At 61.1% G+C, this 26,315-nt stretch carries 21 protein-coding genes; 10 read left to right on the top strand and 11 right to left on the bottom strand.

Features of this window, described 5'->3' with window-relative positions; genetic code table 11:
• Positions 1 to 169 precede the first annotated feature (169 nt).
• Both I2I05_RS12765 and I2I05_RS12760 read left to right on the top strand, forming a co-directional pair.
• Positions 170 to 913: a J domain-containing protein gene (locus tag I2I05_RS12765; RefSeq protein ID WP_196282639.1), complete on the top strand. Its 744-nt coding sequence runs from the start codon at positions 170 to 172 to the stop codon at positions 911 to 913.
• A 111-nt stretch (positions 914 to 1,024) separates the two neighbouring features.
• Entirely contained in the window at positions 1,025 to 1,507 is a 483-nt protein-coding gene (locus I2I05_RS12760) for an ankyrin repeat domain-containing protein (RefSeq protein WP_196282638.1), read from the top strand.
• A 58-nt stretch (positions 1,508 to 1,565) separates the two neighbouring features.
• Here the strand turns inward: I2I05_RS12760 and I2I05_RS12755 are convergent, their stop codons facing one another.
• Together I2I05_RS12755 and I2I05_RS12750 are read right to left on the bottom strand one after the other, a co-directional pair.
• Positions 1,566 to 2,096: a hypothetical protein gene (locus I2I05_RS12755; RefSeq protein ID WP_196282637.1), complete on the bottom strand. Its 531-nt coding sequence runs from the start codon at positions 2,094 to 2,096 to the stop codon at positions 1,566 to 1,568.
• A 185-nt stretch (positions 2,097 to 2,281) separates the two neighbouring features.
• Positions 2,282 to 2,683, bottom strand: coding sequence for a hypothetical protein (locus I2I05_RS12750; RefSeq protein ID WP_196282636.1), 402 nt, complete (start codon positions 2,681 to 2,683; stop codon positions 2,282 to 2,284).
• A 364-nt stretch (positions 2,684 to 3,047) separates the two neighbouring features.
• Here I2I05_RS12750 and I2I05_RS12745 point away from each other — a divergent pair, with 364 nt between their 5' ends.
• Positions 3,048 to 4,553, top strand: a complete 1,506-nt coding sequence (locus tag I2I05_RS12745; protein WP_230688313.1) for a S8 family serine peptidase — start codon at positions 3,048 to 3,050, stop codon at positions 4,551 to 4,553.
• Between the two features lie 23 nt (positions 4,554 to 4,576).
• Here I2I05_RS12745 and I2I05_RS12740 read toward each other — a convergent pair whose 3' ends face one another.
• From I2I05_RS12740 to I2I05_RS12715, 6 genes are all read right to left on the bottom strand, one after another.
• A complete protein-coding gene (locus tag I2I05_RS12740; RefSeq protein WP_196282635.1) occupies positions 4,577 to 5,368 on the bottom strand; it encodes an SDR family NAD(P)-dependent oxidoreductase in 792 nt (263 codons plus the stop codon).
• Positions 5,369 to 5,466: 98 nt separating this feature from the next.
• Complete coding sequence (locus I2I05_RS12735) at positions 5,467 to 5,829, bottom strand: DUF1304 domain-containing protein (RefSeq protein ID WP_196282634.1); 363 nt, start codon at positions 5,827 to 5,829, stop codon at positions 5,467 to 5,469.
• 101 nt (positions 5,830 to 5,930) lie between these two features.
• Positions 5,931 to 6,902, bottom strand: a complete 972-nt coding sequence (locus I2I05_RS12730; RefSeq protein ID WP_196282633.1) for a hypothetical protein — start codon at positions 6,900 to 6,902, stop codon at positions 5,931 to 5,933.
• A gap of 288 nt (positions 6,903 to 7,190) precedes the next feature.
• On the bottom strand, positions 7,191 to 8,609 hold the full coding sequence (locus I2I05_RS12725) for a Fic family protein (protein WP_196282632.1): 1,419 nt from the start codon (positions 8,607 to 8,609) through the stop codon (positions 7,191 to 7,193).
• 250 nt (positions 8,610 to 8,859) lie between these two features.
• Entirely contained in the window at positions 8,860 to 11,019 is a 2,160-nt protein-coding gene (gene scpA, locus I2I05_RS12720; RefSeq protein WP_196282631.1) for a methylmalonyl-CoA mutase, read from the bottom strand.
• 158 nt (positions 11,020 to 11,177) lie between these two features.
• Positions 11,178 to 12,959: a methylmalonyl-CoA mutase family protein gene (locus tag I2I05_RS12715; RefSeq protein WP_196282630.1), complete on the bottom strand. Its 1,782-nt coding sequence runs from the start codon at positions 12,957 to 12,959 to the stop codon at positions 11,178 to 11,180.
• Positions 12,960 to 13,143: 184 nt separating this feature from the next.
• Between I2I05_RS12715 and I2I05_RS12710 the strand changes: the two genes are divergently transcribed.
• From I2I05_RS12710 to dnaA, 3 genes are all read left to right on the top strand, one after another.
• Positions 13,144 to 13,908: a 5'-nucleotidase C-terminal domain-containing protein gene (locus I2I05_RS12710; RefSeq protein ID WP_196282629.1), complete on the top strand. Its 765-nt coding sequence runs from the start codon at positions 13,144 to 13,146 to the stop codon at positions 13,906 to 13,908.
• Positions 13,909 to 13,937: 29 nt separating this feature from the next.
• Complete coding sequence (locus tag I2I05_RS12705) at positions 13,938 to 14,879, top strand: bifunctional metallophosphatase/5'-nucleotidase (RefSeq protein ID WP_196282628.1); 942 nt, start codon at positions 13,938 to 13,940, stop codon at positions 14,877 to 14,879.
• Between the two features lie 152 nt (positions 14,880 to 15,031).
• Positions 15,032 to 16,585, top strand: a complete 1,554-nt coding sequence (gene dnaA, locus I2I05_RS12700; RefSeq protein ID WP_196282627.1) for a chromosomal replication initiator protein DnaA — start codon at positions 15,032 to 15,034, stop codon at positions 16,583 to 16,585.
• Positions 16,586 to 16,738: 153 nt separating this feature from the next.
• On the opposite strand, the gene I2I05_RS12695 is transcribed toward dnaA, so the two are convergent.
• Together I2I05_RS12695 and I2I05_RS12690 are read right to left on the bottom strand one after the other, a co-directional pair.
• A complete protein-coding gene (locus I2I05_RS12695; RefSeq protein ID WP_196282626.1) occupies positions 16,739 to 17,236 on the bottom strand; it encodes a hypothetical protein in 498 nt (165 codons plus the stop codon).
• A 190-nt stretch (positions 17,237 to 17,426) separates the two neighbouring features.
• Complete coding sequence (locus tag I2I05_RS12690; protein ID WP_196282625.1) at positions 17,427 to 17,861, bottom strand: OsmC family peroxiredoxin; 435 nt, start codon at positions 17,859 to 17,861, stop codon at positions 17,427 to 17,429.
• Positions 17,862 to 18,004: 143 nt separating this feature from the next.
• Between I2I05_RS12690 and I2I05_RS12685 the strand changes: the two genes are divergently transcribed.
• Complete coding sequence (locus I2I05_RS12685) at positions 18,005 to 19,498, top strand: GH3 auxin-responsive promoter family protein (RefSeq protein ID WP_196282624.1); 1,494 nt, start codon at positions 18,005 to 18,007, stop codon at positions 19,496 to 19,498.
• An 80-nt stretch (positions 19,499 to 19,578) separates the two neighbouring features.
• On the top strand, positions 19,579 to 20,025 hold the full coding sequence (locus I2I05_RS12680; protein WP_196282623.1) for a 3-oxoacyl-ACP synthase: 447 nt from the start codon (positions 19,579 to 19,581) through the stop codon (positions 20,023 to 20,025).
• A 15-nt stretch (positions 20,026 to 20,040) separates the two neighbouring features.
• On the opposite strand, the gene I2I05_RS12675 is transcribed toward I2I05_RS12680, so the two are convergent.
• On the bottom strand, positions 20,041 to 22,185 hold the full coding sequence (locus I2I05_RS12675; RefSeq protein ID WP_230688312.1) for an OmpA family protein: 2,145 nt from the start codon (positions 22,183 to 22,185) through the stop codon (positions 20,041 to 20,043).
• A 273-nt stretch (positions 22,186 to 22,458) separates the two neighbouring features.
• Between I2I05_RS12675 and lon the strand changes: the two genes are divergently transcribed.
• Both lon and porQ read left to right on the top strand, forming a co-directional pair.
• Complete coding sequence (gene lon, locus I2I05_RS12670) at positions 22,459 to 24,930, top strand: endopeptidase La (protein ID WP_196282622.1); 2,472 nt, start codon at positions 22,459 to 22,461, stop codon at positions 24,928 to 24,930.
• 278 nt (positions 24,931 to 25,208) lie between these two features.
• A complete protein-coding gene (porQ, locus tag I2I05_RS12665) occupies positions 25,209 to 26,270 on the top strand; it encodes a type IX secretion system protein PorQ (protein ID WP_196282621.1) in 1,062 nt (353 codons plus the stop codon).
• The last annotated feature ends 45 nt before the right edge of the window (positions 26,271 to 26,315 follow it).

Genomic DNA, 26,315 nt, shown 5'->3' with positions numbered 1-26,315 from the left:
TAAGTAAGGTGCTGGGCGCTGGAAACCAATTACTGGGGTCCCCAAGCAGTTGGGCTGCGGGCCGGCCGGAAGCGCCGCTCCCAGTACCGATGTGCAATAGTGTCAGCTTGGCCACGTTTTTTAGTTCGCGACCAAGACCTTATTTTAGGGAAACTCCCGCGCTTGGCTTATGCAGAACTACTACCGCGTTTTGGGCATAGGCCCCACGGCCACGGCTGTTCAAATTGAGCAGGCGTATGCGCGGCAGCGGGCCCGTTTCAAGCGCTTGGCGGCCACCGACCGGGCCATGAAACCCCGACTGGCCGAGGTGGAAACCGGATTCGACATCCTCGGCAACCCCCACCGGCGCCTTGCCTACGACCTGCTGCTGGCCCAGGAGCCCGAAGACCCCACGCCGTATGCCCGCACCGACGACCGGCTGTTTCGCTACGCCCGGGTGGGCCGCAGCCTCAACGCGGCCCTATTGTTCTGCTGCCTGGTGCTAGCCCTTGATTGGGCCTTGCCCCAACGCGAATTTGCCAACGAAACCGTGCGCTCGCGCATGCCAGTAGCCGTGTCCTCGGCGCTTTCCGACCCGCAGATTGCCTACCGGGTGCACACCGAGCACACTTCGTTTCGGCTACCCAGCAGCATCGGGCACCGGGTGCGCGAAAACCAGCGCATCACGGTCTGGAAAACGCCGTTGCTGGGCGTGGTCCGGTACGTGAGTTCGCCGGGCTCACCCGATGGCCCCGCGCCCTTCCGGCCGCACGGCGGCACCATCTACGGCACGTTTGCGCTGCTGCCGCTGCTGCTCGGCTTGGTGGCGGCCGTGGGCGTGTGGCCCGGCCGCTCGCCCGAAACCGTCGTCAACACCGCTTCCGTAAGCGGGTTATTAACGGTGCTGGTGCTGGTGGTGCTGCTCTGGTTTTAGCGACCAGAGGCAAACTTAGTGGCACGTTTTGAGTACTACTTGCCATTGGCATTCGGCGCCGGCAGTTCAGGCTGGCTGCTGTTGTCGACGGCCCCATTTTCACATTTACTTATGGATTTTACTTCCTCCCGCCCCGAAGACTTGCTGTTTGATGCCGCCCGCCGCGGCGATGTGGCAGCCTTGCAGGAACTGCTCGCCACTGGCCTCGACGTGAACGTGACCAACGGCAAAGGCTTTTCGGCCCTGATTCTTGCCGCTTACGACGACCACCTCGACGCCACCAAATTCCTGCTCGAATCCGGCGCCGACCCCAACGTGCAGGACGTGAGCGGCAACACGGCCCTGATGGGCGTCAGCTTCAAAGGCTACCCCGAAATTGCCCAACTCCTCATCCGGCACGGCGCCAACCTCGACCTACAGAACGGCAACGGGGGCACGGCCCTCATGTTTGCCACCCTCTTTGGCCGCAACAACCTCGTGAAAATTCTATTGGAAGCCGGCGCCGACCAGTCCATTCCCGATGCGCGCGGCTTCACTGCCGGCGGCCTGGCCCTGCAGCAAGGCAACGACGAAGCCCTCGCCCTGCTTTCGTAACTAAATGGGCCACCTCGCCCGCTGCTGCGGCAGGAGCGGGGTGGCCCGTGTGGAGGGTTTAGCCTTGGCGTCCGCTGCACTGCCGGCGCACGGCGTCGAGCTTTTTCACAAGGGATGCAACCTCCTTTTCATTGTCCGTGTGCAAGGCCAGCGAAATGGTGTCGGCAATGCCCGAGGCTTCTTCGCCGTTGGTTTTGGCCCGCCGCCGGATGGTTACGTCGTAGTAACGGCCGCCGCCTTTTTCATTGGTTTTGGGGGCGTACGACACCGAGCCGACCTCGCTCCATTCCAGGGCGAGGTTGAGCTCAAACTGCACCTTGTCGTCGGTTTTGAGGCCCCAACTGCTGCCTTTTTTGCTGCTGCTCACCGAGATGTTGCCCGAGTTGCGGTCGTCGGGGGTGCGGTATTTCCGCACGGTTTGCTTCAGGCCGCAATTGGCCAGCGACACAAAGGCCATGCCGTTGTTCTCAGCACCGGAGTTGCGCATGAGCTGGTTGAGGCGCGTGGTGAGGGCCTGCACCTCGGCGGCCGGGGCTTGAGCGCGGGCCGCGCTGCCCACCAGCAAGGCGCTGGCCAGGAGGGGAAACATTGCTTTGAACATTGCAGAAAGGGTGAACCGTGCAGAGAAAAGCGCTGCGGCCCGGGCCTCGCACGAGTAAGGCCGGTACCACCGCGCCAGATGCACACCCGCGAGCGGGGGTTGCCTCCACCCAAAATAATTTGTCAGCGGCATCGCGAGCAGTTGCCAACCCACCGGTTCAGCCCCAGGGCCGGCTACTTCCGCAGCCAGGAATCGGCTTCGGTGTCGGTCGCGAAAAACTCGTAGCTCAACTGCCCTTTCAGGCCGATGCCCACCGCGCGGGCGGCCAGCCGGCTAAGGGGCATGGTTGCTTCCACAATGGCGCAGCGGCCATAGCCCACCTCGGCCACGGCGCGGGGAATCCAGGTTTGGGTGAGCCACTCCTGCACGTCGGCGGGCATGGGCGGGCGCTGGTTGTGCACCGACATCAGGGCCGTGCTTCGGTGGTGTTGCATGGCCCGCAGCACGTGCTCGTAGATGGAGCGCAACTCGGAGGCGGAGGCGGGCACCGGCTGCCAATCGAGCCGAACGTAGCCGGCCGGGGCGTAGGAGATGACCGCGGCCACGTTGCTGAAGTAATGTACGGTTGGAATCACGAGTTAAAAATAAGTCAATTACCTCCAAAGAGTCTGCCGCCAGCTTGGTGGCAAAGGACCGGTAACAGGCGCAAACGCAGCGGTTGCACGAAAAGAGGAGTGGGCCGATTGGAAACGATGCTAAGTTACTTCGAGAACCAGCAGAAAAATGCCGGCCAACCTTCCCGAATGTAACTGACTACTAGCTACTGTTAAGCTGGCCGATAGCGCCGGGTTATGTCCTTGTCTGTCGAAGAAAAATAGTTCGAAATCAATACAAAGTGTAAAAATAGTTGGGTAATGATTGGCGAAGTTTCTAACTTGGAATACGCTGCCGCTGCCACGGGGTAGCGGAAATTTAATATTCAATCTTTCCAAATATCCTATGTTTACCGGTATCTCTACGCGCATTACCCTTTCCATTTTCAGCCTCGGGCTTCTCGGTACTTTCGGGTGCAACAAAGAGCATGTAAGCCCGCGCGCGCCGCTGGCTGCTACCGCATCCCAAGCTGCTACCCAGGCCCAGCCAACGGTAAAGTTTCGCTCCAACCATTACATCATCATTGCGTCGGGCGACCGGTTGCCGGCCAATTTTACCGCCGATGCCAAGCGCGCCAACGGCACCGTGACGTCCTTGCTCGGGGAAGCCGGGCTGGCCGTGGCCACTTCCGACGACCCCCGCTTTGCCGACAAAGCAGGCCGGATTGCAGGTGTGCGCTCGGTGATAAACGACGTTTCGTTTCAGGCGTTTGACGGGCAGCACGAGCGGGCCGTGGCGCTACCGGCTTCGCACGGCGGCTACTACTCCGAAAATGCTTATTCCAATCCCTTCTTGCCTTTTCAGTGGGGGCTGACGGCCGTTCAGGCGCCTGCTGCCTGGAACGCCGGCGCCCAGGGCCAGGGCGTGGTGGTGGCCGACCTCGACACAGGCTTCGACCTGACGCACCCCGATTTGCAGCCCAACGTTATCGGGAGCGTTTCCTTTGTGACGCTGCCCGGCGAAGACCAGGATGCCCAGCACCGCAGCCCTTCTTATAGCCACGGCACGCACACGGCCGGTACCATTGCCGCCGCCAACAACAACCTGGGCGTGATTGGCGTGGCCCCCAAGGCCAAGCTGTTGCTGGTGAAAGTGCTCAGCGATGCCGGCCAGGGAAGTTTTTCCTGGCTGATGAACGGCATCGTTTACGCCGCCGACCACGGGGCCGACGTCATCAACATGAGCCTAATGGCCGCGCTGCCGCGCAATGGCAAGTACCTGGACGAGCAAGGCCGCGTCATCAACAACACCAAGGCCACGCAGGAACTGGTGGTGGCCCTGAACAAAGCCACCGGCTACGCCCGCAAACGCGGCGTTACCCTCGTTGCCTCGGTGGGCAACGACGGCAACGACGGGAACAAGGACCAGTCCTGGATACGCATTCCGGCCGATGCCACGGGCGTGATTGCCATTGCGGCCACCGGGCCCGTGGGCTGGGGCAAGGCGACGCAAACCACCAACCTCGACCGCTTTGCTTCCTATTCCAACTTCGGTACGCCCGCCGTGATGTTTGCCGCGCCGGGCGGCGATTTCAGCTACCCCGATTTCAGTGAGACGACCACCATGTTCGGCTACTACATGCCCACCTACGCCATGGACATGGTGCTGAGCACCGACAAGGACGGCAGCTACTCCTGGCTGGCCGGCACGAGCATGGCCGCGCCCCACGCCAGCGGCATTGCCGCCCTGGTCATCGGCCAGCACGGCGGCCAGCTGGACCCCGCCCGCGTCGAAGCCATCCTGCGCGCCTCGGCCGACGACCTGGGCAAGCCCGGCCGCGACCCTTACTATGGCTACGGGCGCCTGAACGCCTACCGGGCCGTGTCGCAAGCGCGCTACGCAACCCGATAGGCGCTGTTAGCCGGGCGGCGCCGTTAGCCGATGCTGCGGATTACGCCGCCGTCTACGCGCACCGAGGCGCCGTTGGTGGCCGCCGCCAGCGGGCTGCACAGGTAGGCCACCATGTTGGCCACTTCGTCGGTGGTGATGAAGCGCTGGAGCAGCGAGCTGGGCCGGTCGTGCTGAAAAAAGTCGTGCTCGGCTTCCTCTTTGCTTTTGCCTTCGGCGGCCAGCTGCCGGATGAACTCATCGACGCCCTCCGACGCCGTGGGGCCGGGCAGCACCGAATTGACGGTGACGCCGGTGCCCTTGGTGAGCTCGGCCAGCCCGCGTGCCACGCCGAGCTGGGCCGTTTTGGTGGTGCCGTAGTGTATCATTTCCTGCGGAATCTGGAGGGCCGATTCGCTCGAAATAAACAGGATGCGGCCCCAGTTCCGGGCCAGCATCAGCGGGAAATACTGGCGCGAGAGGCGCACGCCGCTCAGCACGTTCACCTCGAAAAACCGCACCCAATCTTCGTCCGGGATTTCGGCGAAGGGCTTGGGCTCGAAGATGCCCACGTTGTTCACCAGCATATCCACGGTGGGCACTTCGCGCAGCAAGTGCGCTACTTCCTCGGCCTTGCCGAAATCGACGGCCACGCCGCGCACCTGGGCCTGCGGGGTTTCGGCCAAAATGGTGGCGCGGGCTTCGGCCAGGCGGGCTTCGGTGCGGCCGGTGATGATGACGGCGGCACCCTCGGCGGCGAGGCGGCGCGCAATGGCCAGTCCAATGCCGGCAGTGGAACCCGTGACGAGGGCTGTTTTATCGGTGAGTTGTAAATCCATGGTCGTTGAAATGAGGGGTGGCAGGAAGATGAACTGCCTAAACCCGCCAGCGCCAATTTTGTAAGCCGCCGGGGTACATGTATCGGCCGGGCGCGGCCTCAGGCCAGCCACACGGCACCCAGCGCCAGCAGCGCCGGCACCGTTTGCACCAGCAGGATGCGCTTGCCGGCCGTGGCCGCGCCGTAGAGGCCCGCTACCGCCACGCAGCCCAGAAAGAAGCTGGCCACGTTGCGGTGCCAGGTCGGGTCCGAAATCAGCAGCGCCCAGAGCAGGCCGGCGGCCAGAAACCCGTTGTAGAGCCCTTGGTTGGCCGCCAGCACCTTGGTGGGCTCAAACAGCTCGGGCCGCAGCGAGCGGAACGTTTTGGGGCCGCGCGTGGTCCAGGCAAACATCTCCAGCCACAGAATGTAGAGGTGAATGAGGGCCACCAGGCCGATGAGAAATTGGCTGAGAACGTGCATGGGCGAGGGGGCTACGGGCGGGTAAAGAAGCCGAAAAAACGTCCTGCCAAGCACCTTGCTCGGCAGGACGGGGACTTTTGGGGGGACTCCGGAAGTTGGGGCTACCCCAGCACTTCCAGCTCGACGCGCACCGGGTAGTTGCCGCCACTTTGCACGATTAGCACCTGGCCGGGTGCCCCGAGGAGGTCGGCCAGCACGTCCATCTCGCTGATTTCATCCGAGAGCGTGACCGTGAGCGTGGGGGCGTCGCCGGCGGCCAGCACCCGGCCCACCGTGGCCGACTGCCCCGCCTTGGGCACCGCCAGGCGCAGGTGCAGCCGGGTGGTGGCCACCAGCGGCGTGGTGAAGGCCACGGCGGCCACCCCGTTGGGCGCGGCGGTCAGCTCGTGGGTTTCGCGGCCGCTGGCGGCCCGGCCACTCAGCCGAAACAGGTCGCGGGTGGCTTTGTCGTCGGCAAAAAGCACCTTGGCGGCCCCGCTGGCCTCCTGGCCGAAGCCGTAGGCCAGGTTTTGCACGGTGAGGTAGTGCTCGTGCTCCTCGGTGTTGGTGCCTTTTTTTACTTCCTGCGTGGTGTTGGTGTCGGCGAGTTGGGTCACGAGCGTGCCCAGGGCCGCGAGCTGCGCGGCGCCGTAGCCCTTGGCGGCCAGCTCGGTGTGGTCGCGGGTGGCCGAGGTGAAGGCGGTTTGGAGCAGGGTGCGCATTTTGTCGTGGTTGTCGCGGGCGGCTTCGTAGGTGGTGCGGCCGTAGGTGGCCAGGCGGCCGGCGTTCTTGGGGAAGGCCCGGCCCACAAAATAAAACAGGCTTTGCAAGGCGCTTTGGGCCTGGGCCATCACGGTCTGCACCTCGGCGGTGTCTTCCATCAGCTCGCCCACGCGCACGGTGTGGTCGGGGGTGGTGTCGGCCAAGTCGATGGCGGCCAGCCAATCTGGCCCGAACGCGGCATCAAATTCCGGGTTGAAGGCCTGAAACGTGGCTTGGTGGGCGGTGAATTGTTCGTGCATGGTGCGCATGCTCTGGCGCATGGTCGCATCGGGTTCGGAGTAGTGCCGGAGCACTGCGGTAGCTTTTTTCATGTGACTGAAAATGATGGATGGATAGTGAGTCGGAAATATACCTATTCCGACGCGTCTACCCGCCCCTCCGATGTCCTTTCCCGCTGGCGGGAATCCGCATCGGAACCCCGGGAAGAAGCGTCAGAAGCCTGGGAACTCCCATAGGAGCGGCGGGAACCCGCATCGGAGCCCCGAGAACCTGCTTCGGAGCGGCGGGAAACCCCATCGGAAGCCCGAGAAGCCGCTTCTGAAGGGCTGGGACGGGCTTCGGACCAAAAAGAAGGCCCGCCGAGTGGGGCGGGCCTGGGGTTAGCTAGGGGAGGAGTCGGCTTCGGCTACTTTGGTTTCGATTAAATCGAGGACTTTACTAGCGAGTTGCTGATTGATTCCATGGATGCGTATCGCATCAGTTGAACTCCTATACTTAGCTTGATACAGTTGCTCTGGCTTGCAGCCAAATCCATTGTCTATGTATTCGTAAACAGCAGCTGTGGCATTGTAATCATATTGGTCAAACTTCAATTCTAGGTATGAACCTTGACTAAATGGTATAGCCGAACTCAAAAACCTTCTCCACTCAAAGCTCAGTTTGACACTGCTAATTAACCGTTCGGTATTAGTGAAGGCATCGGTGGCAAATTCCAATGCTTTTGACAAAGTGGGCCCCGAGGCCCCCTCAAAATAACGGTGGGATGTATCCTGTACTTCAAGACGGATTTTAACTTCATCAAACAAACTATCAATTCGGGCAAATTCATGCCCTAAATCCTCTAGCCAATATCTGATAGTTGTATCGTAGAGCCGAGTTTGCGTTAGAAGATTCCAACTTGCTTTACCAAATTCTTCCTTGTTCTGAATTTGCTTTTTCAGCAGCGCTATCCTTTTATCCATGTCATCGGGCTCTTCAATAGATTCACCTTTGGCAGCGCGAATCATCAGCCGTAACGACGCTTCCACGTTTTCGATGATGAAGCGGAGGAAGGGTTCGGGGTCGCCGGCATCGGCGGATGAAAGGGCAGCGAGGTAGCGGTTGCGGGTGGGCTCGTCGGCTTTAATGACGGTAATGGGGTAACCGTGCCGCATGAGAATGAGGTTCATCAGCAGGCGCGACATGCGTCCGTTGCCATCGTCGAAAGGGTGGATGCTGACGAAGCGGTGATGGAACTCGGCGGCCAGGGCCACGGGGTGCAGGGTGGGCGTTTCCGTTTCCTGGCGGTACCAGGTGAGAAGGTCGTGCATCTTGGCCGGCGTCTCCTCAGGGGTAGCGAAAAAGAAGGTTTCGCCGGTGGCGGTTTGCACGTTGTTGGTACTGCTCTTGTACTGGCCGGGCACGATGCGCTGGCGAGTAGGCTGCCCGCTGGGCGTGTGGGCGGGCTTGTAGTGCTCCTCGCCCAGCAGCACCTTGTGCATTTCGCGGATGAACTGCTCGGTGAGGGGCCGGGTGTCGTGCACCACTTCTTCGAGGCCGAGAATGGCCTCGTTGTGGCCTTTGATGTCGAGGTGGTCGCGCAGGGGCTTGCCCTCGGCTGTCAGGCCATGTAAAAGCAAGGAACGGGTCTCGCCCAACGTGAGGGAGTTGCCCTCAATGGCATTGGAGTGGTAGTTCCAGTCGAGCCGAAACTTTTGCATCACCCGCTGCTCCTGTTCGGGAGCTAGGGGGCGAAGAATGTCAAGGTCGGCTTTGAGGCGGTCGAGGGCGGCGAAGAGGGGCATGGCTGCGTTCATCATTTGAGTAGCAAAAATGGGTACAAAAAAGCCCGCCGGAGAGGGCGGGCTTTTTTGAAGTTGGAGCTACTTTGTAATTCGGGAATATTACCCAGTCCGTCATGCTGAGCGCAGCCGAAGCATCTCTACCGCAAGAGCGAAACCAATTGAATGAATTAGTTAAAGCACGCGAGATGCTTCGGCTGCGCTCAGCATGACGGGTTAGCGAGTTAGTCAATAAACCGCTTCAGTTTTCGATAAGCCTGAGGGACAATTACTCCGCCAGCTTCGCCAGAATCTCCTGCGCGGCTGTGGCGATGACCGTGCCCGGACCGTACACGCCGGCCACACCGGCCGCGTACAGAAACGCGTAGTCCTGGGCCGGAATCACGCCGCCGGCGATGACCAGAATGTCCTCGCGGCCGAGGGACTTGAGCTCCGTGAGCAGCTGGGGGAGCAGGGTTTTGTGGCCGGCGGCGAGGCTGCTCACGCCCACCACGTGCACGTCGTTGTCGGCGGCCTGGCGGGCTACTTCGGCGGGCGTTTGGAAGAGGGGGGCAATGTCGACATCGAAGCCCACATCGGCGAAGCTGGTGGCGATGATTTTGGCGCCGCGGTCGTGGCCATCCTGGCCCATTTTGGCCACCAGCATGCGGGGGCGGCGGCCTTCGCGGGCCGCAAATTCCTCGGCGGCGGCGCGGGCTTTTTCGAAGGCTTCGTTGTGGTGCATTTCCTGAGAATACACGCCCGATACGGTGCGCGTGGTGGCTTGGTGCCGGCCAAACTGCGCTTCGAGGGCATCGGAGATTTCGCCCAGGGTGGCGCGGGCGCGGGCGGCGGTCACGGCCAGGGCGAGGAGGTTGTGGGCGTCTTTGTCGGTGTCGGCGGCCAGGTCATTCAGGCGAACTCCGGCAGCTTCGGTTAGGGCGGCTAGGGCTACTTTCACCGCCACATTATCGCGGCTAGCGCGAATGTCCTTCAGGCGGGCAATCTGGCTTTCGCGCACGGCGTCGTTGTCAATGTCCAGCACTTCCACCTCGGTTTTCTCTAAGGTCTGGTACTTGTTCACGCCCACGATGATTTCCTTGCCGGAGTCGATGCGCGCCTGCTTGCGGGCCGCGGCTTCCTCGATGCGCAGCTTCGGTAGGCCGGTTTCAATGGCCTTGGCCATGCCGCCCAATTCCTCCACTTCTTGGATAAGGGCCCAGGCTTTGTTGGCCAACTCGTGTGTCAGCGACTCGACGTAGTAAGAGCCGCCCCAGGGGTCCACCACTTTGGTCACCTCGGTTTCGTGCTGGAGGTAAAGCTGGGTGTTGCGGGCAATGCGCGCCGAGAAATCGGTGGGCAAGGCAATGGCCTCATCGAGGGCATTGGTGTGCAGGCTTTGAGTGCCGCCTAGCACAGCCGCGAGGGCTTCGATGGCCGTGCGGGCCACGTTGTTGTAAGGGTCCTGCTCGGTGAGGGAGTAGCCCGAGGTCTGACAGTGCGTACGCAGGGCCAAACTTTTGGGGTTGGTTGGGTTGAATTGCTTCATCAGCTTGGCCCACAGCAGGCGGCCAGCGCGCAACTTGGCAATCTCCATGAAGTGGTTCATGCCAATGGCCCAGAAGAAGGAAAGGCGCGGGGCAAATTCGTCAATCTTCATGCCCGCCGCCAGGCCGGCCCGCACGTATTCCAGGCCATCGGCCAGGGTGTAGGCCAGCTCCAAATCGGCGGTGGCGCCAGCCTCCTGCATGTGGTAGCCCGAGATGGAAATGGAGTTGAATTTGGGCATGTGCGCCGCCGTGTAGCTGAAAATATCGGCGATGATGCGCATGCTCGGCGCGGGCGGGTAGATGTAGGTATTGCGCACCATGAACTCCTTCAGAATGTCGTTCTGAATGGTGCCGGCCAACTTCTCCGGCGTTACGCCCTGCTCCTCGGCTGCCACAATGTAGAAGGCCAGCACCGGCAGCACGGCCCCGTTCATGGTCATCGACACCGACATCTGGTCGAGCGGAATTTGGTCGAAGAGGATTTTCATGTCCTCCACCGAGTCGATGGCCACGCCGGCCTTGCCCACGTCGCCCTGCACCCGCGGGTGGTCGGAGTCGTAGCCGCGGTGCGTGGCCAGGTCGAAGGCCACGGACAAGCCCTTCTGCCCGCCCGCCAGGTTGCGGCGGTAGAAGGCATTCGACGCTTCGGCCGTGCTAAAACCCGCGTACTGCCGAATGGTCCACGGATTCTGCACGTACATGCTGGCGTAGGGGCCACGCAGGTAGGGCGCCTGGCCTGCCCCAAACCCGAGGTGGTCGAGTCCCGCCACGTCATCGGGCGTGTACACGGGCTTAATGGCAATGCCTTCCGGAGTGAGCGTAGCGGCTTCCGAAGCTGCGGACGTAGCGCTGGGCGCGGCGGCTGCGTTGTAGGAAATCGTGGAGAAGTCAGGTTTCATGGGTGGGATTTCAGCGTGCAATTAAGAACGTCAGGCAGAAAATGGTCATGCAGAGCGCAGCGAAGCATCTCGCGTGCTTCCACTAATCACTGCCTGCGAGCGAGATGCTTCGCTGCGCTCTGCATGACGTTCAAGCTCTGCATGACGTTCAATTAGTGTTACCGGCCTTGAATGCGGTCCAGCACTTGTTCGGTGGTGTAGCCCTGCACTTTCATTTCCTGAAAGCCGAACACCCGCACCGCTTCCTGTAGCGTGGGCATGTCGGAACTGAGCAGGGTGGGCGGGATGAACACCTGCTTCTCCGTCGGTATCTGGTAGATGAAGCGGGCGAAGCGCTGGAACTGCTCGGGCGTCGCGTACATGAGCGTGGCTTCTTCGGGCGACGAATACAGCAGCGACAACGTGCCTTCCGGATGACTAGCTGCCATTTCGGGCCGTTCGTGGGGCAGCAGCATGTTGAGGAAGGTGTCCAAAATCACTTGGTTGGTGTTGGAGCCTAGCAGCACCACGGCCGCGCGTTTGCTCTTTTTCTCGCGGCGCTCAAAGTGCAACGCCGTGGCCAGCCGCAGCACCTCGGTGGGATAAGCGGCGCGCGTCACGTCGAAGTTGGCCGAGCGCAGCAGTTTCTTGGGGTGGAAGCTGAACTGCTCGCCGCGGTTCTGGAAGCGGTTGGTGCCCACAATGACTTGCTGGCCGCTGGCAATGCGCCGGAACGTTTCGGTGGCCATTTCCTTGATTTCTTCCAAGGCCTGCGCCCGAACCTTGGGCATGCCCCCGGCTTCTTCCATGCGCTGAAACAGCACCCAGGCTTCCTGGGCCAGCAGGTCGGTCAGGGTTTCGAGGTAATAGGACCCCGCCGCGGGGTCCTGCACCCGGCCCAGGCCCGACTCTTCGCGCAGCAGCACCGAGAGGTTGCGCGCCAGCCGGCCCGAAAAGTCGTTGGCTTCAGCAAACAAGCTGTCGAACGGCGCTACCGATAAAGAATCGGCGCCGCCGAGCACGGCGCTCATGGCTTCGGTGGTGTGGCGCAGCAGGTTGGTGTGTGGGTCCAGGGTTGTTTGCGTCCAGGAAGCCGTAGCGGCGTGAATACGCAGGCGCTGGTTGAGCTTCGCAGGCAGGCCAAAGGCATGCAGCAAGGTGGCCCACAGCCGCCGCAGGGCGCGCAGCTTGGCCATTTCGGGAAAGTAGCTGGGCGTGATGACCATGTGCACATGCATGGCCGCCGCCACCTGCGCCGCGCTGATTTCGTCGTTGGGCAGCTCCGCCAGCAAGGTCGCCGCGGTATTGAGGCTGAAGGCAATTTGCTGCGTGGCCGTTGCCCCGCGATTGCCGAAAAAAGCGCCATTGACGGCCAATGCCTGGAAATTGGGCATGCCAGTGGTCAGGCTCACGCAGCGGCGCAGCGCCGTGCGGTAGTCGGCCAGCTCCGCGCCCTCGGGCACGGGGCCGGGCGCGAAACGCAAAAAGCCGCGGAGGGCCGTGCCGGGCGCCGCGTCCAGCAGCTGGGCCAGCAGAACGTCCGGGTCTGCCACCAGGGTGTAGCCGATGTAGGTGTCGGCCAGCGGCAGTTGCTCGGCCAGGTGATGCACAGCAAAAGTGCTGGCGTCGGTCAGGATAAAATGGACGCCATCGGCACCGGTGGCAAGGGCAGCAGCGGCTTGGTCAATGGCAGCTCGGCCGTCGCCGGCCGGTACCGAGAACGTGGGCATGTTCAGCCACGGCGCCTGCGGGTGGGGCAGGGGCGCTGGCGGGCCGCCCAGTGCCGCCAACGCCTCGCGGTGGTAAAAGGGCTCCACGCTAAAGCCATCGGACAAGGGCCAGCGCAGCGTGGCCGGGTCCTGGCCTTTCAGGTCGCGGGTCAGGCGGGCTTGCCATTCGGCAGTGGTCACGGCCGGGAACTCAGCAAAGGAAACGGGCGTGGCAACCGGGGTATCGGACATAGTGGAGATGGACTGTTTCTTGGCAGAATTTACAAAGGCTACGCTTGGGGCCGGCGCCACTGAAAATAGGCCGAAAGATACCGCGTGCGTATCGAAGCTGGCTCCGGGCCGGCACCTGAAGACCCGGCACGCCCGCTACACGGCGTAGCTTTGTAAAAAATTAAACCAAGCGCTTCCTGCTTTCATGTTGCAAAAATCCTTTCGCACTACTTTAGCCTCGGTGCTGGTTGTAGTGGCCGTTGCCACGAGTTGCCAGCGAGCGGCCTACGCTCCCACGGCGCGTTTTGCGCCCGCCACCAGCCAGCCTATTGGCAAAACCCAGGCCGAGGACCCCGCCGTGGCGGCCATCATCGCGCCCTACCACGACAAGGTTACTTCCCAAATGCAGGAGGTGCTGGGCACGGCGCCCGTGGCGTTAGTGAAAACCCCGGGCGAGTCGCCATTGGCCAATTTCGTGGCCGACTTGCAGCGTGTCCGCGCCAGCCAGGTGCTGGGCGAAACCGTGCCGCTGGGCGTGATGACCAACGGCGGCCTGCGCGCCGGCCTCGCCGCCGGCCCGGTCACGCTGGGCTCCGTGTTTGAGTTGATGCCGTTTGAAAATGAATTGGTGGTGCTCGACGCACCCGGCCCGGTGGTGCAGCAGCTGTTCGAGTTTGCGGCCCGCATTAAAATGGCCGTTTCCGGCGCTACTTACGCGGTGACTTTCGACGGTTTGCCCAAGGATATCCGCATCGGCAACCAGCCCTTCGACCCCAACCAGAACCGAACCTGGCCCATTGCCATTTCCGATTACCTGGCCTCGGGCGGCGACAACATGACGTTTTTCAAGGCCATCGAGCCCCGCCACACCAACGTGCTGCTCCGCAACGCCATTGCCGACCATGTCCGCAGCCTCACCAAGGCCGGCCAGCCCGTGACCGCCAAGGTCGAAGGCCGGGTGAAACAATAACGCGCAGGACCCTCCTTTCAATTATCTCGATGACTACTCGCCGCGATTTTCTCCGTCAATCCTTGCTCGGCACCGCCGGCCTCACCGTGCTGGGTGGCCTGGCCAACTCCGCCGAGGCTGCCGCCAGCGCCAAAGCGCCCATCAAGCTCACCATCCTGCACACCAACGACATGCACTCCCGCATCGAGCCCTTCCCCGACAACGGCGGGCAGTGGGCCGGGCTGGGCGGCATGGCGCGGCGCGCGGCCCTCATCAAAGACATCCGCAGCAAGGAGGCCAACGTCCTGCTGCTTGATTCGGGCGACATTTTCCAAGGCACGCCGTACTTCAACTTCTTCGGCGGCGAGCTGGAATACAAGCTCATGAGCGAAATGAAATACGATGCCAGCACGCTCGGCAACCACGATTTTGACAATGGTTTGGACGGCCTGCTGCGCCAGCTGCCCAACGCAAGCTTCCCTTTTCTCGTCGCCAATTATGACTTCTCGAAAACGCCGTTAGCGGGCCGTTTTGCGCCTTATAAAGTGTTCGAAAAGCAGGGCATCCGCATCGGGGTGTTTGGCCTGGGCATTCAACTCGCCGGGCTGGTGGGCGACAAGAATTTTGGCGCGACCCAATACCTCGACCCCGTGGCTAAAGCCAAGGAAACTGCTGCTCAGCTCCGCGGTGCCGAGAAATGTGACCTGGTTATTTGCCTCTCGCACCTCGGCTACAAGTACGAAAGCGCGAAAATTGATGACCGTAAGCTGGCGGCCCAGGTTTCGGGCATCGACCTGATACTAGGCGGACATACCCACACGTTCATGGACGCGCCCGAACCCATTGCCAGTCCCGATGGCCGCCCCACCCTGATAAACCAAGTGGGCTGGTCCGGCATAAACCTGGGACGGCTGGATTATGAATTTTCGCCGAAAACGAAGCGGGCCGGTTTGGCAAGTGCCTCAGTAGTGCCGGTTCGTGCAGCCTGTTAAAAGCACGACAAAAACAAGCTGATTTCGGCTTTTTTAAGTGCAGAGTTTTCCACAATTTTGTCCCCCTCTAATAAAAACCGGCGGCCGCGTGCCCGCTGGTTTTATCACTCTTTTTGCCCCGGACTCGAGTCCGGTTACCGTTCAAATAACTCATGCTCAAAGATTTTCGCACGGTTTGGGCTGGCTGTTTACGCAGCATCTCGGCGGAAATCGGGGAGCAGAGTTTCAGGACGTGGTTTCAGCCGATTGTTCCGGTTGAGCTGAAGGGCAACGTGCTGACCATTCAGGTACCCAGCGCCTATTTCTACGACTGGCTGGAGGAACACTACGTGGACGAGCTGCGCCGCGCCCTGTTCCAGGAGCTGGGGCCCGATGGCCGCCTCGAATACAGCGTGGTAGTGGACCAAGGCAACGAGCAGACGCCGCCGCGCGCCCTGCACCTGCCCCCGCCCCGCAAAGCCGCCGCGCCCGACCCGCGCGATGCGCCGCAAGCGCCGCTGCAGCCCATGGGCAACCCGCTGGCGGGCAGTGCGCGGGCGGCTTCGGCCCGCTACGTGAATTCGGGCGCGGTGCGCACCACGCCCCGCGGCAACTTTGGCATCAATAACCAAGGGGCCGATACGATGGTGCCGCCGCGCAACCCGTTCGACACGGCCCGGCCGATGGACGGTAACCTCGTGCCGTCGCAGCTGAACGGCTCGTACACCTTCGACAATTACATCGAAGGCGATTGCAACCGCCTGGCCCGCTCGGCCGGCTTGGCCGTGGCCAACAAGCCCGGCACCACCAGCTTCAACCCGCTGATGGTGTACGGTGGCGTGGGCCTGGGCAAAACGCACCTCGTGCAGGCCATCGGCAACCACATCAAGGCCACGGCGCCGGAGCGCTTTGTGTTGTATGTGTCGGCTGAGAAGTTTACGAACCAGTTTATCGACAGCGTGCAGCGCGCGCAGGTGCAGGACTTCGCTAACTTCTATCTGCAAGTCGACGCTCTGATTCTGGACGATGTGCAGTTTCTGGCTAACAAGGGCAAGACCCAGGAGATGTTCTTTCACATCTTCAACCACTTGCACCAGTCCGGCAAGCAGATAGTGATGACCTCCGACCGGCCGCCCAAGGACCTGCAGGGCTTGGAGGACCGATTGCTAAACCGCTTTAAGTGGGGCCTGACGGCCGACGTGCAAAGCCCCGATTTTGAGACGCGGGTGGCCATCATCCGCAATAAAATGGAGCAGGACGGCATCGACATTCCGCCAGACCATGTGGTGGACTACCTCGCCAACTCGGTGCACACCAACGTGCGCGAACTGGAGGGCGTCATTGCCTCGCTGGTAGCCCAAAGCAGCTTGAGCCGCCGCGACATCGACTTGGAAATGGTGAAGCAGGCTCTGCGCCACATCATTGAAGAAGTGGAGGCTGAGGTAAATCTGGACTTCATTCAGAAGACCGTGGCCGCGTATTTCAACATCTCGGTGGAACTACTGAAAGACAAGACCCGCAAAAAAGAGGTAGTAACAGCCCGCCAGGTGGCCATGTACTTTGCCAAGCACCACACCGCGCACACGCTGAAAACCATCGGTTTTCATTTCGGTGGCCGTGACCATACCACCGTTATGCACTCGGTGCAAACAGTGTCGGATTTGGTGGATTCGGACAAGAAATTCCGCGAGCAGGTGGACGAGCTGCGGAAGAAGTTCGCGAAGTAAACTTGCAGCTAGGGTCGACGGTGTTGAGAACGAGTTAGAAACGCAATATTTTGCGTCTCGACATCTGTACCGTTAGCTTAGTACTGCTAGGTCACCGTTCAACGACGGGACGCAAAATATTGCGTCTTTATTACCCCGTTCTGTTGATGCAGGCTAGGCGGTAGCTGCGGGGGCGCTGGTTTCAACCAACTGCACGCTGTGCTGGCTGGCAAATTGCCGCACCTGCTCCCGGAAGCGCGTTTTGCGCATTCGGCCTTTCACTTCCCGAAGGTTCAGGGCATAGACTTCACCGTCTTTTTGCTGCACGCGCAGCATGGTGGGGCGTAGTTCCAGCGCGGCTATTTTTTCAGCGGCAAATACTTGCTTGGGACGGAACAGGCCGGCTTTGTGCACGATGTAGCCGGGCGTGAACTCGAGGTAGCTCTGGGTGCCAAAAATGGGCGCGTTGTGCACCAGCACGTACCCGATATACACGAAGGTGAACACCAGAAATACCCAGTGCAGGAAGTGATAGTCGCTGGCGTTGTTATCGCCCCACATCGAGAACAAAACATAGGCAAGCCAGAAGCCGCCGATGGCTAATTGGCCCCAAAAAGGGATGCGGGAAGTATTAGCGGGGCGCAGGCGAATGCGAGTGGTACCAGTGGGCATGGGGCAAATTTAGTGCGGAAAGCAGAAACGGCGTTGCATCAGCCAATAATGCCGAGTTGGAATACTAAAAACGTCATGCGAAGCGGAGTCGAGGCAACGCCACCGCGGTACTAAAATTAATTAGTTGCCCGGTAGAGATGCTTCGGCAAGCTCAGCATGACGTTCTATATAAATGCGTTCGTAGCAAAAACTACCCAACAAACTTCGCTTCCAGCGTCATTTTGGGCACGGCGCCCAGGGCTTTCGAAACCGGGCAGTTGGCCTTGGCGTCTTCGGCGTGCTGCTGGAAATCTTCGGCCGTAATGTTGCCGCCGCTCACGTGCCCTTCGGTGCTCACGTGGATGTGCTCGATAACGGGATGGCCGTTGTTGGGATTCATCGTGACGGTGGAGGTGGTGGTGATGCTCTCGACCTGGTGGCCGTGCTTGGTGAGCACGCTGGTCAGGTACATGGTGTAGCAACCGGCGTGGGCCGCGCCAATGAGTTCTTCGGGGTTGGTGCCGGCTTTGCCTTCAAAGCGGCTGCCAACGGAATAGGGGGCGTTCAGCGCGCCGCTTTCGGTGCTGAGCGTGCCGCTGCCTTTGATATCGCCGGTCCAGGCGGCGGTTCCTTTGTGGTCTGCCATGATGATGTGGTGATTGGTGAGTTCGTGTTGAGGATGTGAAATGGTGCTAACGGCGGCAAGGTAGCTGGGTTGTGAAAGCGCTGTTGCACTGAGCGGGTCCAACGTACCTTCGCAGCCGCCAGAATGGCTTTTTTCCTCGGATTATGGGACTGAAATCTGCGCTCAGCCGGCCGCTGGCCCGGTACATCGCCCGGCGTTACCAGCGCTGGCAGCTGCGCCCCGAAACCACGCAATTGGAGCTGCTCCGGCAACTCACGGCGGCGGCGGCCAGTACCGCGTTTGGCCGTGCCCACGATTTGGGCCGCGTGCGCACGCCCGCCGACCTGGCCCGCCAGGTGCCGGTGCGCGACTACGAAGCCCTCAAGCCCTACTTCGACCGCACCCAAGCCGGCGAGGCCAACGTGCTCTGGCCCGGTCACCCGCTGTACTTGGCCAAAACCAGCGGCACTACTTCCGGGACCAAATACATCCCCATCACGCGGGCCAGCATCCCCAACCACATCGACGGTGCGCGCGATGCGTTGCTTTACTACATCTATCGCACCGGCCGCAGTCAGTTTCTCGATGGCAAGCTGATATTCCTGTCCGGCTCGCCCGAGCTGGAAATCTACCACGGCATCCGCACCGGACGCCTCTCGGGCATTGCCAACCATCACGTGCCCGCCTACCTGCGCCGCAACCAGCTGCCCAGCTACGCCACCAACGTCATCGAAGACTGGGAAACCAAGCTCGAACGCATCGTGGACGAAACGCTGGGCGAAAAGATGACGCTCATTTCGGGTATTCCGCCCTGGGTGCAGATGTATTTCGACCGCCTTACGGCCCGCACCGGCCGGCCCATCAAGGACATTTTTCCCGATTTTAATCTGTTCGTGTACGGCGGCGTCAACTTCGAGCCCTATCGCGCCAAGCTATTCGAAAGCATCGGCCGGCCCGTGCACAGCATCGAGCTATTTCCGGCTTCCGAAGGCTTTTTGGCTTTCCAGGACGAGCCCGGCAATCCCGGCCTGCTGCTGCTGCTTAACAGCGGCATCTTCTTCGAATTCGTGCCTGCCGAGCGGTTCTTTGAGCCCAACGCGCCCCGCCTCACCATCGCTGATGTGGAACTGGACCAGCAGTACGCCGTGGTCCTAACTTCCAATGCGGGCTTGTGGGGGTATTCCCTTGGCGACACCGTGCGCTTCGTGAGCCTGGCGCCGCATCGTGTGGTGGTCACGGGCCGCATCAAGCACTTCCTCTCGGCTTTCGGTGAGCACGTCATCGGCGAGGAGGTGGAGCAGGCGCTACGCGAAACAATGGGCCAATTTCCGGAAGTCGAAGTCACCGAATTTACCGTGGCCCCGCTGGTGAGCGACGACCCCGCCACGCCCTCGTGCCACGAGTGGCTAGTGGAGTTTGCCCGCTCGCCGCAGGATTCCGCCGCTTTTACTGCCGCGCTGGATACCGCTTTGCGCCGCCGCAACAGCTACTACGATGACCTCCGCAAGGGCAATATCCTCGTGCCGCTACACCTCACGCCACTGCCAGTCGGCGCTTTCCAGCGCTACATGAAAAGCCTGGGCAAGCTGGGCGGGCAGAACAAGGTGCCGCGGCTGGGCAATGACCGGAAGGTGGCAGATGGCCTCATTGAAAGGTAAAAGCGCCGACTCTAGCACTGGATAACTAGGAATAGATTCTTTTGATAGCTGCTGCCTGGTTTCTAACTGACAAATAAAAAATGACCAAACCCGTTCTTCACGCCGCCTGCCTAGCATTCATCCAAGAGCGCATCGAAGCCGCCCGCACCGCCATGCAGGCCGCGCAGGAATCCTCTAGCTCCGAAACCAAGAGCAGCGCCGGCGATAAGTATGAAACCGGCCGCGAAATGGCCAACGCCGAGCGCGACCGCAACGCCGCTCACATGCAGCAGGCCCAGCAATTGCAAGCTGAGCTGGCCCGCATCAACCCCGAGGCTGCTTGCGACACCGTGCGGCCCGGCGCGCTGGTGCACACCAGCATGGGGCAGTTCTACATCAGCATCAGCGCCGGCAAACTGGCAGTGAATGGCGCAGACGTTTTTGCCGTATCGGCCGCGGCGCCGGTGGCGGTGGCGCTGAAAGGAATGCGAGCCGGCGAGGAAGCGGTATTCAACGGCAAGCCGGTGCGGGTGACGGCCGTGGAGTAGGAGCGAAGCGGCGCCCTACTTCCAGTCGCCGCCGTCGGCGGGCTTCTCGTCGTCGGGCTTGATGAGACGAAACTCGACCCGGCGGTTCACCTTGGCGTCGGCGTCGGTTAGCTCATCTTTCAGGGGACGGGAGGAGCCGTAGCCGAGGCTCTCGATGCGGTTGGGCTTGAGCTTGCCCTTGCGCTCGATGTACTTGCGGATTTCCTCGGCGCGGTCCTGCGAGAGCCGCTCGTTCACGTCGGGGTCGCCGCTGGTGTCGGTATGGCCGCCAATGTTGAGGCGGAACGTGGGGTGGTCGACCAGAAAAATGGCAATGCGGTCGAGCGTGGTGTGCATGGTTGGCAGGATGGTGTACTTGCCTTGCTCAAACTCGATGTTCTTAAAAATCAGCGGCAGCTTGTAGTCGATGCTGTTCGTGAGCAAGGTCATCACCGTGTCACCCTTTAGCTCAAACTGCTTTTCGACGCTGAAAAAATCGGTGCTCTGGATGAGCATGGCGTAGCGGGAGCCTTCCATCAACTCAAAATCGAACGTGCCATCGGGCCGGATAAACTTGCTGGCCACTTCGATGCCATTATCCAAATCCATGATGCTGACAATGCCCTTAAGCGGCTTGCTGGACACCGAATCGAGTAGCGTGCCCTCGACGTGGGTCGTGGCCAGGGGCTGCGCCTCCATGGGCAGCGGGAAGGAGTAGAGGTCGAGGTTGTTCAAATCCGCCGCCTCGGACCGCGCATAGTAGAGGTTTTTACTTTGGGCGTCAATCGTGAAGTAGTATTCCGAGCCCTTGCCGTTCACCAGCGGCCCGATGTTGCGCGGTTCCTGCCAGCGGCCGCTCACCTTGTACGTCTTATAAATATCGAAATCGCCAAAGTTCAGCAGTTGCCCGCGCGAGCTGAAGTACAGCACGTGGTACAGCGGATGGTAGAACGGGCTGACCTCGCTTTCCCGGGTGTTCACCACCGGGCCCGCGTTTTCGGCGGGGCTCCACTGCCCATTTTTCAGCTTGTGGGTGAAGTAGATGTCGGACAAACCGAACCCGCCCAGCCGGTCGGAGGCAAAGTACAGTGTGTCCTCGTTCTGCGACAGCGTGGGCTGCGAATCCCAGGCCGGCGAATTCACGGCATTGCCCAGGCTTTTGGGGGTGCCCCACTTGCCGTCTTTGCCCTTGGTGGCCGTAAACAAGTCGCAGTTGCCGTGGCAGGTAGCGCACTCGCAGCGGGCAAAAAAAATGGTGCGGCCGTCCTTGCTCAGGCAGGCCGAACCTTCGTTGTTGGGCGAGTTGATGGGCTTGGGCATGGGCTCGGCATCGCTCCAGCTCACGCCTTCGCGGCGGGAGAAATACAAGTCCTCGTCGCGCACGCCGGTCAGGCCGCGGCGCTTGCGCTTGCTGCTGAATAGGATGAGCGAATCGTTGCCACTTATGGCCGGGCCGTAGTCGGGCGAGGTGGTATTCACGGCGTCGCCCATGGTGGTGTACACGCCGCGAGGCGGGTGAAAGGTGTTGAGATTTTTGCGGTACTCCACCAGGTCGTAGTACGTTTTGAGGGGCACGTATAGGTCCTGGTTTTTCTGTTCCAGCGAGTCATAGTACAACTGCACCTTTTTGATATCGGTGCGGTGATGCTTGAGCGCAAGGCGGTAATAGGCTTTGGCTTTCACCTGCTGACTGTCGCGCTCCAGCAGCTGTCCCAGGCGCCAGAGCATGTCGGTGTTGCGGGCAAAGTTGACGGGGCCAAAGTGCGCCACGTAGTCTTCCAGCAGAAGCCGGGCCTGGTGGAACTGGCGGCGGCGCTCGGCCCGGGAAATTTCCCGAAGAGCTTTCTTATTCTCGTAAAAAGAATAGCGGTTGATGTTGACAAAATCGGGCGTTCCGTCGGGTCTGAGGCGCAATTTGCGGCTCAGGCGGCTGTTGAGGGCCCGCACGCGGTACGTCCCTGGAGCAATGGTCGGCGGCGTGGAGTTCTTGGCCGCGGGGGTGGGGTTGCTAGCTTTTCGGGCGGGCGCGGCCGAGGCGCCACCGCTGGTGGTATCGGCCGAGGGAGAGGCGGCGGCGGGGATGCTTTTCGCCGGCCGGCGTTGGGCGTGCGCGCGCGGCGCGGCGGCCATTCCCAGCAGAACCAGGAAAATAAATTGGCACCAGCGCAATAAAAGGGACATTAGTAGAGTACTAAAAATAGAAAGATGCGCAAGTTGCCAAAAAATTAGGGATTTATGAACCAACGGTGATTCGGCCCGGGCTCGCTAGTGCGCCGCTTTGGCGGACTGGCTCCGCTGGCACGGCCCTTGAAGCGAAAACGCGTCGGGAAGCTGTACCTTGTACTTGTCCTTTCCCGGAGCTGTGGGCTGCCAATGTGGCACTTGCCCGCCTTGTTTTTGGCTTTATCCTCGTCCATGCGTTTGGCAACACTTAAATCCTCCGTTTCAACTCCCATGCGGGTGTTCAGCGACTCCAACTCTCAACCCGAAGCCATCGCCATTATGGCCGCCGACCCCGACCATCTGCTCCGCAGCGACGACGCGCCGCCCACGCTGCTGCTACTGCCCGTACGCAATACCGTCCTATTTCCGGGCGTGGTGCTGCCGGTCACCGTCACCCGCAAAAAGAGCATCAAGCTGGTGCGCAAGGCCTATGCTGCCGACAAGCTGCTGGGCGTGGTGGCCCAGCGCAGCCCCGATGCCGACGAACCCACCACCGAGGAACTGCACCCCGTGGGCACCCTGGCCCGCATTCTGAAACTGCTGGAACAGCCCGATGGCCAGGTAACCATCATTCTGCAAGGGCAGGTGCGCTTCACCATTGAAGAGCAGCTGAGCTTTACGCCCCTGCTCACCGCCCGGGTGAGTTACTTCGCCGAAGTGGCCCTGAACCCCGACATTCCCGGCGAATTCGGTTTGCTGCAGGCCCTGCGCGAAGCCGCCACCAAGGTGCTGGAGCTGACCCCCGAAATTCCCATGGAAGCCCGGGCCATGCTCGATGGTATCCAGTCGCCGGCCTTTCTTACCCATTTTCTGTCCTCAAACGTGCAGCTCGACCTGCCCGCCAAGCAGAAGCTGCTGGAACTGGCCGACCCCGAGCAGCAGGCCCGCCAGCTCCTTGAAGCGCTGCTGAGCCAGGCCGAGCTGCTGGAAATCAAGCAGGACATCCGCTCCAAAACGCACACCGGTATCGATGCCCAGCAGCGCGAGTACTTTCTGCGCCAGCAACTCAAAACCCTGCAGGACGAGTTGGGCCAGGAAGGTCCTGACGAGGACGTGCATCGCCTGCGTGCCCGCGCCGAAACCAAAAAATGGCCCGAAAGCGTGGCGCTCCACTTCAAAAAGGAGATGGAGAAGCTGGCCCGCACCAACCCCATGGCCCCCGATTATTCGGTGAGCATGAACTACGTGGAGTTTTTGCTGGACCTGCCCTGGGGCGAGTACACGAAAGACAAATTCAACCTCAAGCAAACCAAGAAAATCCTCGACGCCGACCATTTCGGTCTGGAGAAAGTGAAGGAGCGGATTTTGGAGTACATCGCCGTGCTCAAGCTGAAGCAGGATTTGAAGGCGCCGATTTTGTGCCTGTACGGCCCTCCCGGCGTAGGCAAAACCAGCCTCGGCCGCAGCATTGCGGCGGCCATGGGCCGCAAGTACATCCGCATGAGCCTGGGCGGCGTGCGCGACGAAGCCGAAATTCGCGGACACCGCAAAACCTACGTGGGTGCCATGCCCGGCCGCATCATTGCCCAGATTAAGAAGTCGGGCAGTTCTAACCCGGTCATTATTCTTGATGAGATTGACAAGGTGAGCAGTGACTTCCGCGGCGACCCCAGTTCGGCCTTGCTGGAAGTGCTGGACCCGGAGCAAAACGCCACCTTCACCGACAACTACCTGGAGGTGGAATACGACCTGAGCAAGGTCTTATTCATTGCCACGGCCAACTCGCTGGACACCATTCAGCCCGCCCTGCGCGACCGGATGGAAATCATCGACCTCACCGGCTACACCCAGGAAGAGAAGGTGCAGATTGCCCGCAAGCACCTCTGGCCCAAGCAGCTGAAAGACCACGGCCTGGGCGAAGCCGAGGTGAAAATAACCGACGCTGCCCTGCACCGCGTGGCCGACGACTACACCCGGGAGTCGGGCGTGCGTGGCCTGGAACGCAAGCTCGCGGCCGTGACGCGCAACCTGGCCCGCCGCAAGGCCGGCAAGGAGCCTCTTCCCGCCGTGATGGAGCCGGCCGAAATCCGCAAAATTCTCGGCGCGGCCATCTTCGACCGCGACCAGTACCAGGACAACGATACGGCCGGTGTGGTAACGGGCCTGGCCTGGACCAGCGTGGGCGGCGACATTCTCTTTGTAGAAAGCCTGCTGAGCCGTGGGCGCGGCAAGCTCACGCTCTCCGGCCAATTGGGCGATGTGATGAAGGAATCGGCCATTACGGCCTTGTCCTACTTGCGCTCGCGGGCCGATGAAATTGGCATCGACTACCGCTTGTTTGAGCAATACGACTTGCACATTCACTTTCCCGAGGGCGCCGTGCCTAAGGACGGGCCCAGCGCAGGCATCGCCATTTTCACCAGCATGGCCTCGGCCTTCACGCAGCGCCGCATTCGCCCGCGGCTGGCTATGACCGGCGAAATCACCTTACGCGGCAAGGTGCTGCCCGTGGGCGGCATTAAGGAGAAGCTGCTGGCCGCCCGCCGCGCCGGCATGAAGGACATCATTCTGTGCCCCAAAAACCGCAAGGACATTGAGGAAATTCAGGAAGACTACCTCAAGGGCCTTACCATCCATTACGCCGACCGCGTGGACGACGTGCTGCGCGTGGCGCTGCTCGACGAGCTGGTGCCCCACCCGCAGAAGCTGCCCGTGCGCGATGAACCCGTGCCCGCTGTGGGCCCCAGCGTAGAGGTGCAATAGTGCTACTGAAATGCCGTGCAGAGCTACTCTGTTTCTTGCTCTGTACGGCATTTCAGCAGCATCATGGGGTTGAATCTAGCTCGGAGCTAAAGAATGCTGCTCCGAACGGCAAATTTGTTGTTCGGAGGGGCAGTGTTCCTGTTCCGAACGGCAATAATGCTGCTCTAAGGAGCAAATTTGCCGTTTGGAGCAGCATTTTTCCCGCTCGCGGGTACTTTCGGCTGCTTGGCCGCCGTTTAGCGCCTTCACAAGGCTTGGTTGCCGCTTATCTTAGCTACATGAAGCACGTTTCCGCATACCGGCTGGCCGGTTTTTGCCTCCTGGTGGGTGCTCTCGGGCTGCGGCCCGCCTCGGCGCAGCAACTAGGTGGCCGCACGGTGTTTCCGTTTCTGGACCTGCCAGTGGGCGCGCAACAAGCGGCCCTGGGTGGCACCAACGTGTCGAATCGCAACGAGGACCCGAGCATGCTGTTTGCCAACCCGGCCTTGCTTAACTCGGAGATGGACGGGCGCCTGGCCCTGAGCTATGTGGCCTACGTGGCCGATATCAAGCAAAGCACCGGCGCTTATGTGTTCAACACGGAGAAGTACGGCCGTTTTGGCATCGGCATCACCTACCTCAACTACGGCAGCCTGGAGAGCTACGACGCGGCCGGCAACAGCCTTGGCACCTTCGGGGTGAACGAGTACACCGTGGGCGTGTCGGACTCGTATACCAAGGGCAAGTTTACGTTTGGGGCCACCACCAAGCTGGCAGTTTCCAGCATTGCCGGCAACCGCTCGATGGCGGGTGTGGGCGATGTGGGCGTCGTTTTCAAGCACGCCACGCAGGACTTTACGGTGGGCTTGGCGGCCAAAAACCTGGGGTTCCAGTTTGCGCCCTATCCCGGCACCGACCGCGGGCCCCTGCCGCTCGATGTGCAACTGGGTGCCACCATCAAGCCCGAGCACATGCCCCTGCGCCTCTCCCTCACCGCGCACCACCTCCAGCAGTGGGACATTCAGTACCTCGACCCCAACCAGCGCGGCCAATTGGACGGCAACAACGTAGAGCAAAAGCCCAAGAAAAGCTTTGGTGATAACCTGGCCCGTCACTTCACGGCCAGCGCCGCCTTGGTGCTGAGCAAAAACCTACAGCTGCGCGTGGGCTACAACCACCTCCAGCGCCGCGAGCTGCGCCTCGAAAACACCAGCGGCAGCGCCGGCCTCAGCTTTGGAGGCATGCTGCGCATCAGCAGCTTTCAGCTAGATTACACGCACGCCGTGCTGCAAGCCGCTGGCTCCAGCGAGTACTTCACGCTGTCGCGCAACCTGGATTCGCTGTTCAAGAAGAAGGAATAACTACTGCTTGGTTGACAAATAAAACGTCATGCTGAGCTTGCCAAA

It is taken from the genome of Hymenobacter jeongseonensis (assembly GCF_015694725.1).
In the GTDB taxonomy this organism is placed as follows: domain Bacteria; phylum Bacteroidota; class Bacteroidia; order Cytophagales; family Hymenobacteraceae; genus Hymenobacter; species Hymenobacter jeongseonensis.
Note: the sequence above shows the minus strand (reverse complement) of the source record. Positions and strands in the feature narration are given on the sequence as shown.

What these genes read in the sequence shown, in the direction of transcription:
- I2I05_RS12765 (WP_196282639.1), top strand. Translation starts at nt 170, where the DNA reads ATGCAGAACTACTACCGCGTTTTGGGCATAGGCCCCACGGCCACGGCT.
- I2I05_RS12760 (WP_196282638.1), top strand. Translation starts at nt 1,025, where the DNA reads ATGGATTTTACTTCCTCCCGCCCCGAAGACTTGCTGTTTGATGCCGCC.
- I2I05_RS12755 (WP_196282637.1), bottom strand. Translation starts at nt 2,096, where the DNA reads ATGTTTCCCCTCCTGGCCAGCGCCTTGCTGGTGGGCAGCGCGGCCCGC.
- I2I05_RS12745 (WP_230688313.1), top strand. Translation starts at nt 3,048, where the DNA reads ATGTTTACCGGTATCTCTACGCGCATTACCCTTTCCATTTTCAGCCTC.
- I2I05_RS12740 (WP_196282635.1), bottom strand. Translation starts at nt 5,368, where the DNA reads ATGGATTTACAACTCACCGATAAAACAGCCCTCGTCACGGGTTCCACT.
- I2I05_RS12735 (WP_196282634.1), bottom strand. Translation starts at nt 5,829, where the DNA reads ATGCACGTTCTCAGCCAATTTCTCATCGGCCTGGTGGCCCTCATTCAC.
- I2I05_RS12730 (WP_196282633.1), bottom strand. Translation starts at nt 6,902, where the DNA reads ATGAAAAAAGCTACCGCAGTGCTCCGGCACTACTCCGAACCCGATGCG.
- I2I05_RS12725 (WP_196282632.1), bottom strand. Translation starts at nt 8,609, where the DNA reads ATGATGAACGCAGCCATGCCCCTCTTCGCCGCCCTCGACCGCCTCAAA.
- scpA (WP_196282631.1), bottom strand. Translation starts at nt 11,019, where the DNA reads ATGAAACCTGACTTCTCCACGATTTCCTACAACGCAGCCGCCGCGCCC.
- I2I05_RS12715 (WP_196282630.1), bottom strand. Translation starts at nt 12,959, where the DNA reads ATGTCCGATACCCCGGTTGCCACGCCCGTTTCCTTTGCTGAGTTCCCG.
- I2I05_RS12710 (WP_196282629.1), top strand. Translation starts at nt 13,144, where the DNA reads ATGTTGCAAAAATCCTTTCGCACTACTTTAGCCTCGGTGCTGGTTGTA.
- I2I05_RS12705 (WP_196282628.1), top strand. Translation starts at nt 13,938, where the DNA reads ATGACTACTCGCCGCGATTTTCTCCGTCAATCCTTGCTCGGCACCGCC.
- dnaA (WP_196282627.1), top strand. Translation starts at nt 15,032, where the DNA reads ATGCTCAAAGATTTTCGCACGGTTTGGGCTGGCTGTTTACGCAGCATC.
- I2I05_RS12695 (WP_196282626.1), bottom strand. Translation starts at nt 17,236, where the DNA reads ATGCCCACTGGTACCACTCGCATTCGCCTGCGCCCCGCTAATACTTCC.
- I2I05_RS12690 (WP_196282625.1), bottom strand. Translation starts at nt 17,861, where the DNA reads ATGGCAGACCACAAAGGAACCGCCGCCTGGACCGGCGATATCAAAGGC.
- I2I05_RS12685 (WP_196282624.1), top strand. Translation starts at nt 18,005, where the DNA reads ATGGGACTGAAATCTGCGCTCAGCCGGCCGCTGGCCCGGTACATCGCC.
- I2I05_RS12680 (WP_196282623.1), top strand. Translation starts at nt 19,579, where the DNA reads ATGACCAAACCCGTTCTTCACGCCGCCTGCCTAGCATTCATCCAAGAG.
- I2I05_RS12675 (WP_230688312.1), bottom strand. Translation starts at nt 22,185, where the DNA reads ATGTCCCTTTTATTGCGCTGGTGCCAATTTATTTTCCTGGTTCTGCTG.
- lon (WP_196282622.1), top strand. Translation starts at nt 22,459, where the DNA reads ATGCGGGTGTTCAGCGACTCCAACTCTCAACCCGAAGCCATCGCCATT.
- porQ (WP_196282621.1), top strand. Translation starts at nt 25,209, where the DNA reads ATGAAGCACGTTTCCGCATACCGGCTGGCCGGTTTTTGCCTCCTGGTG.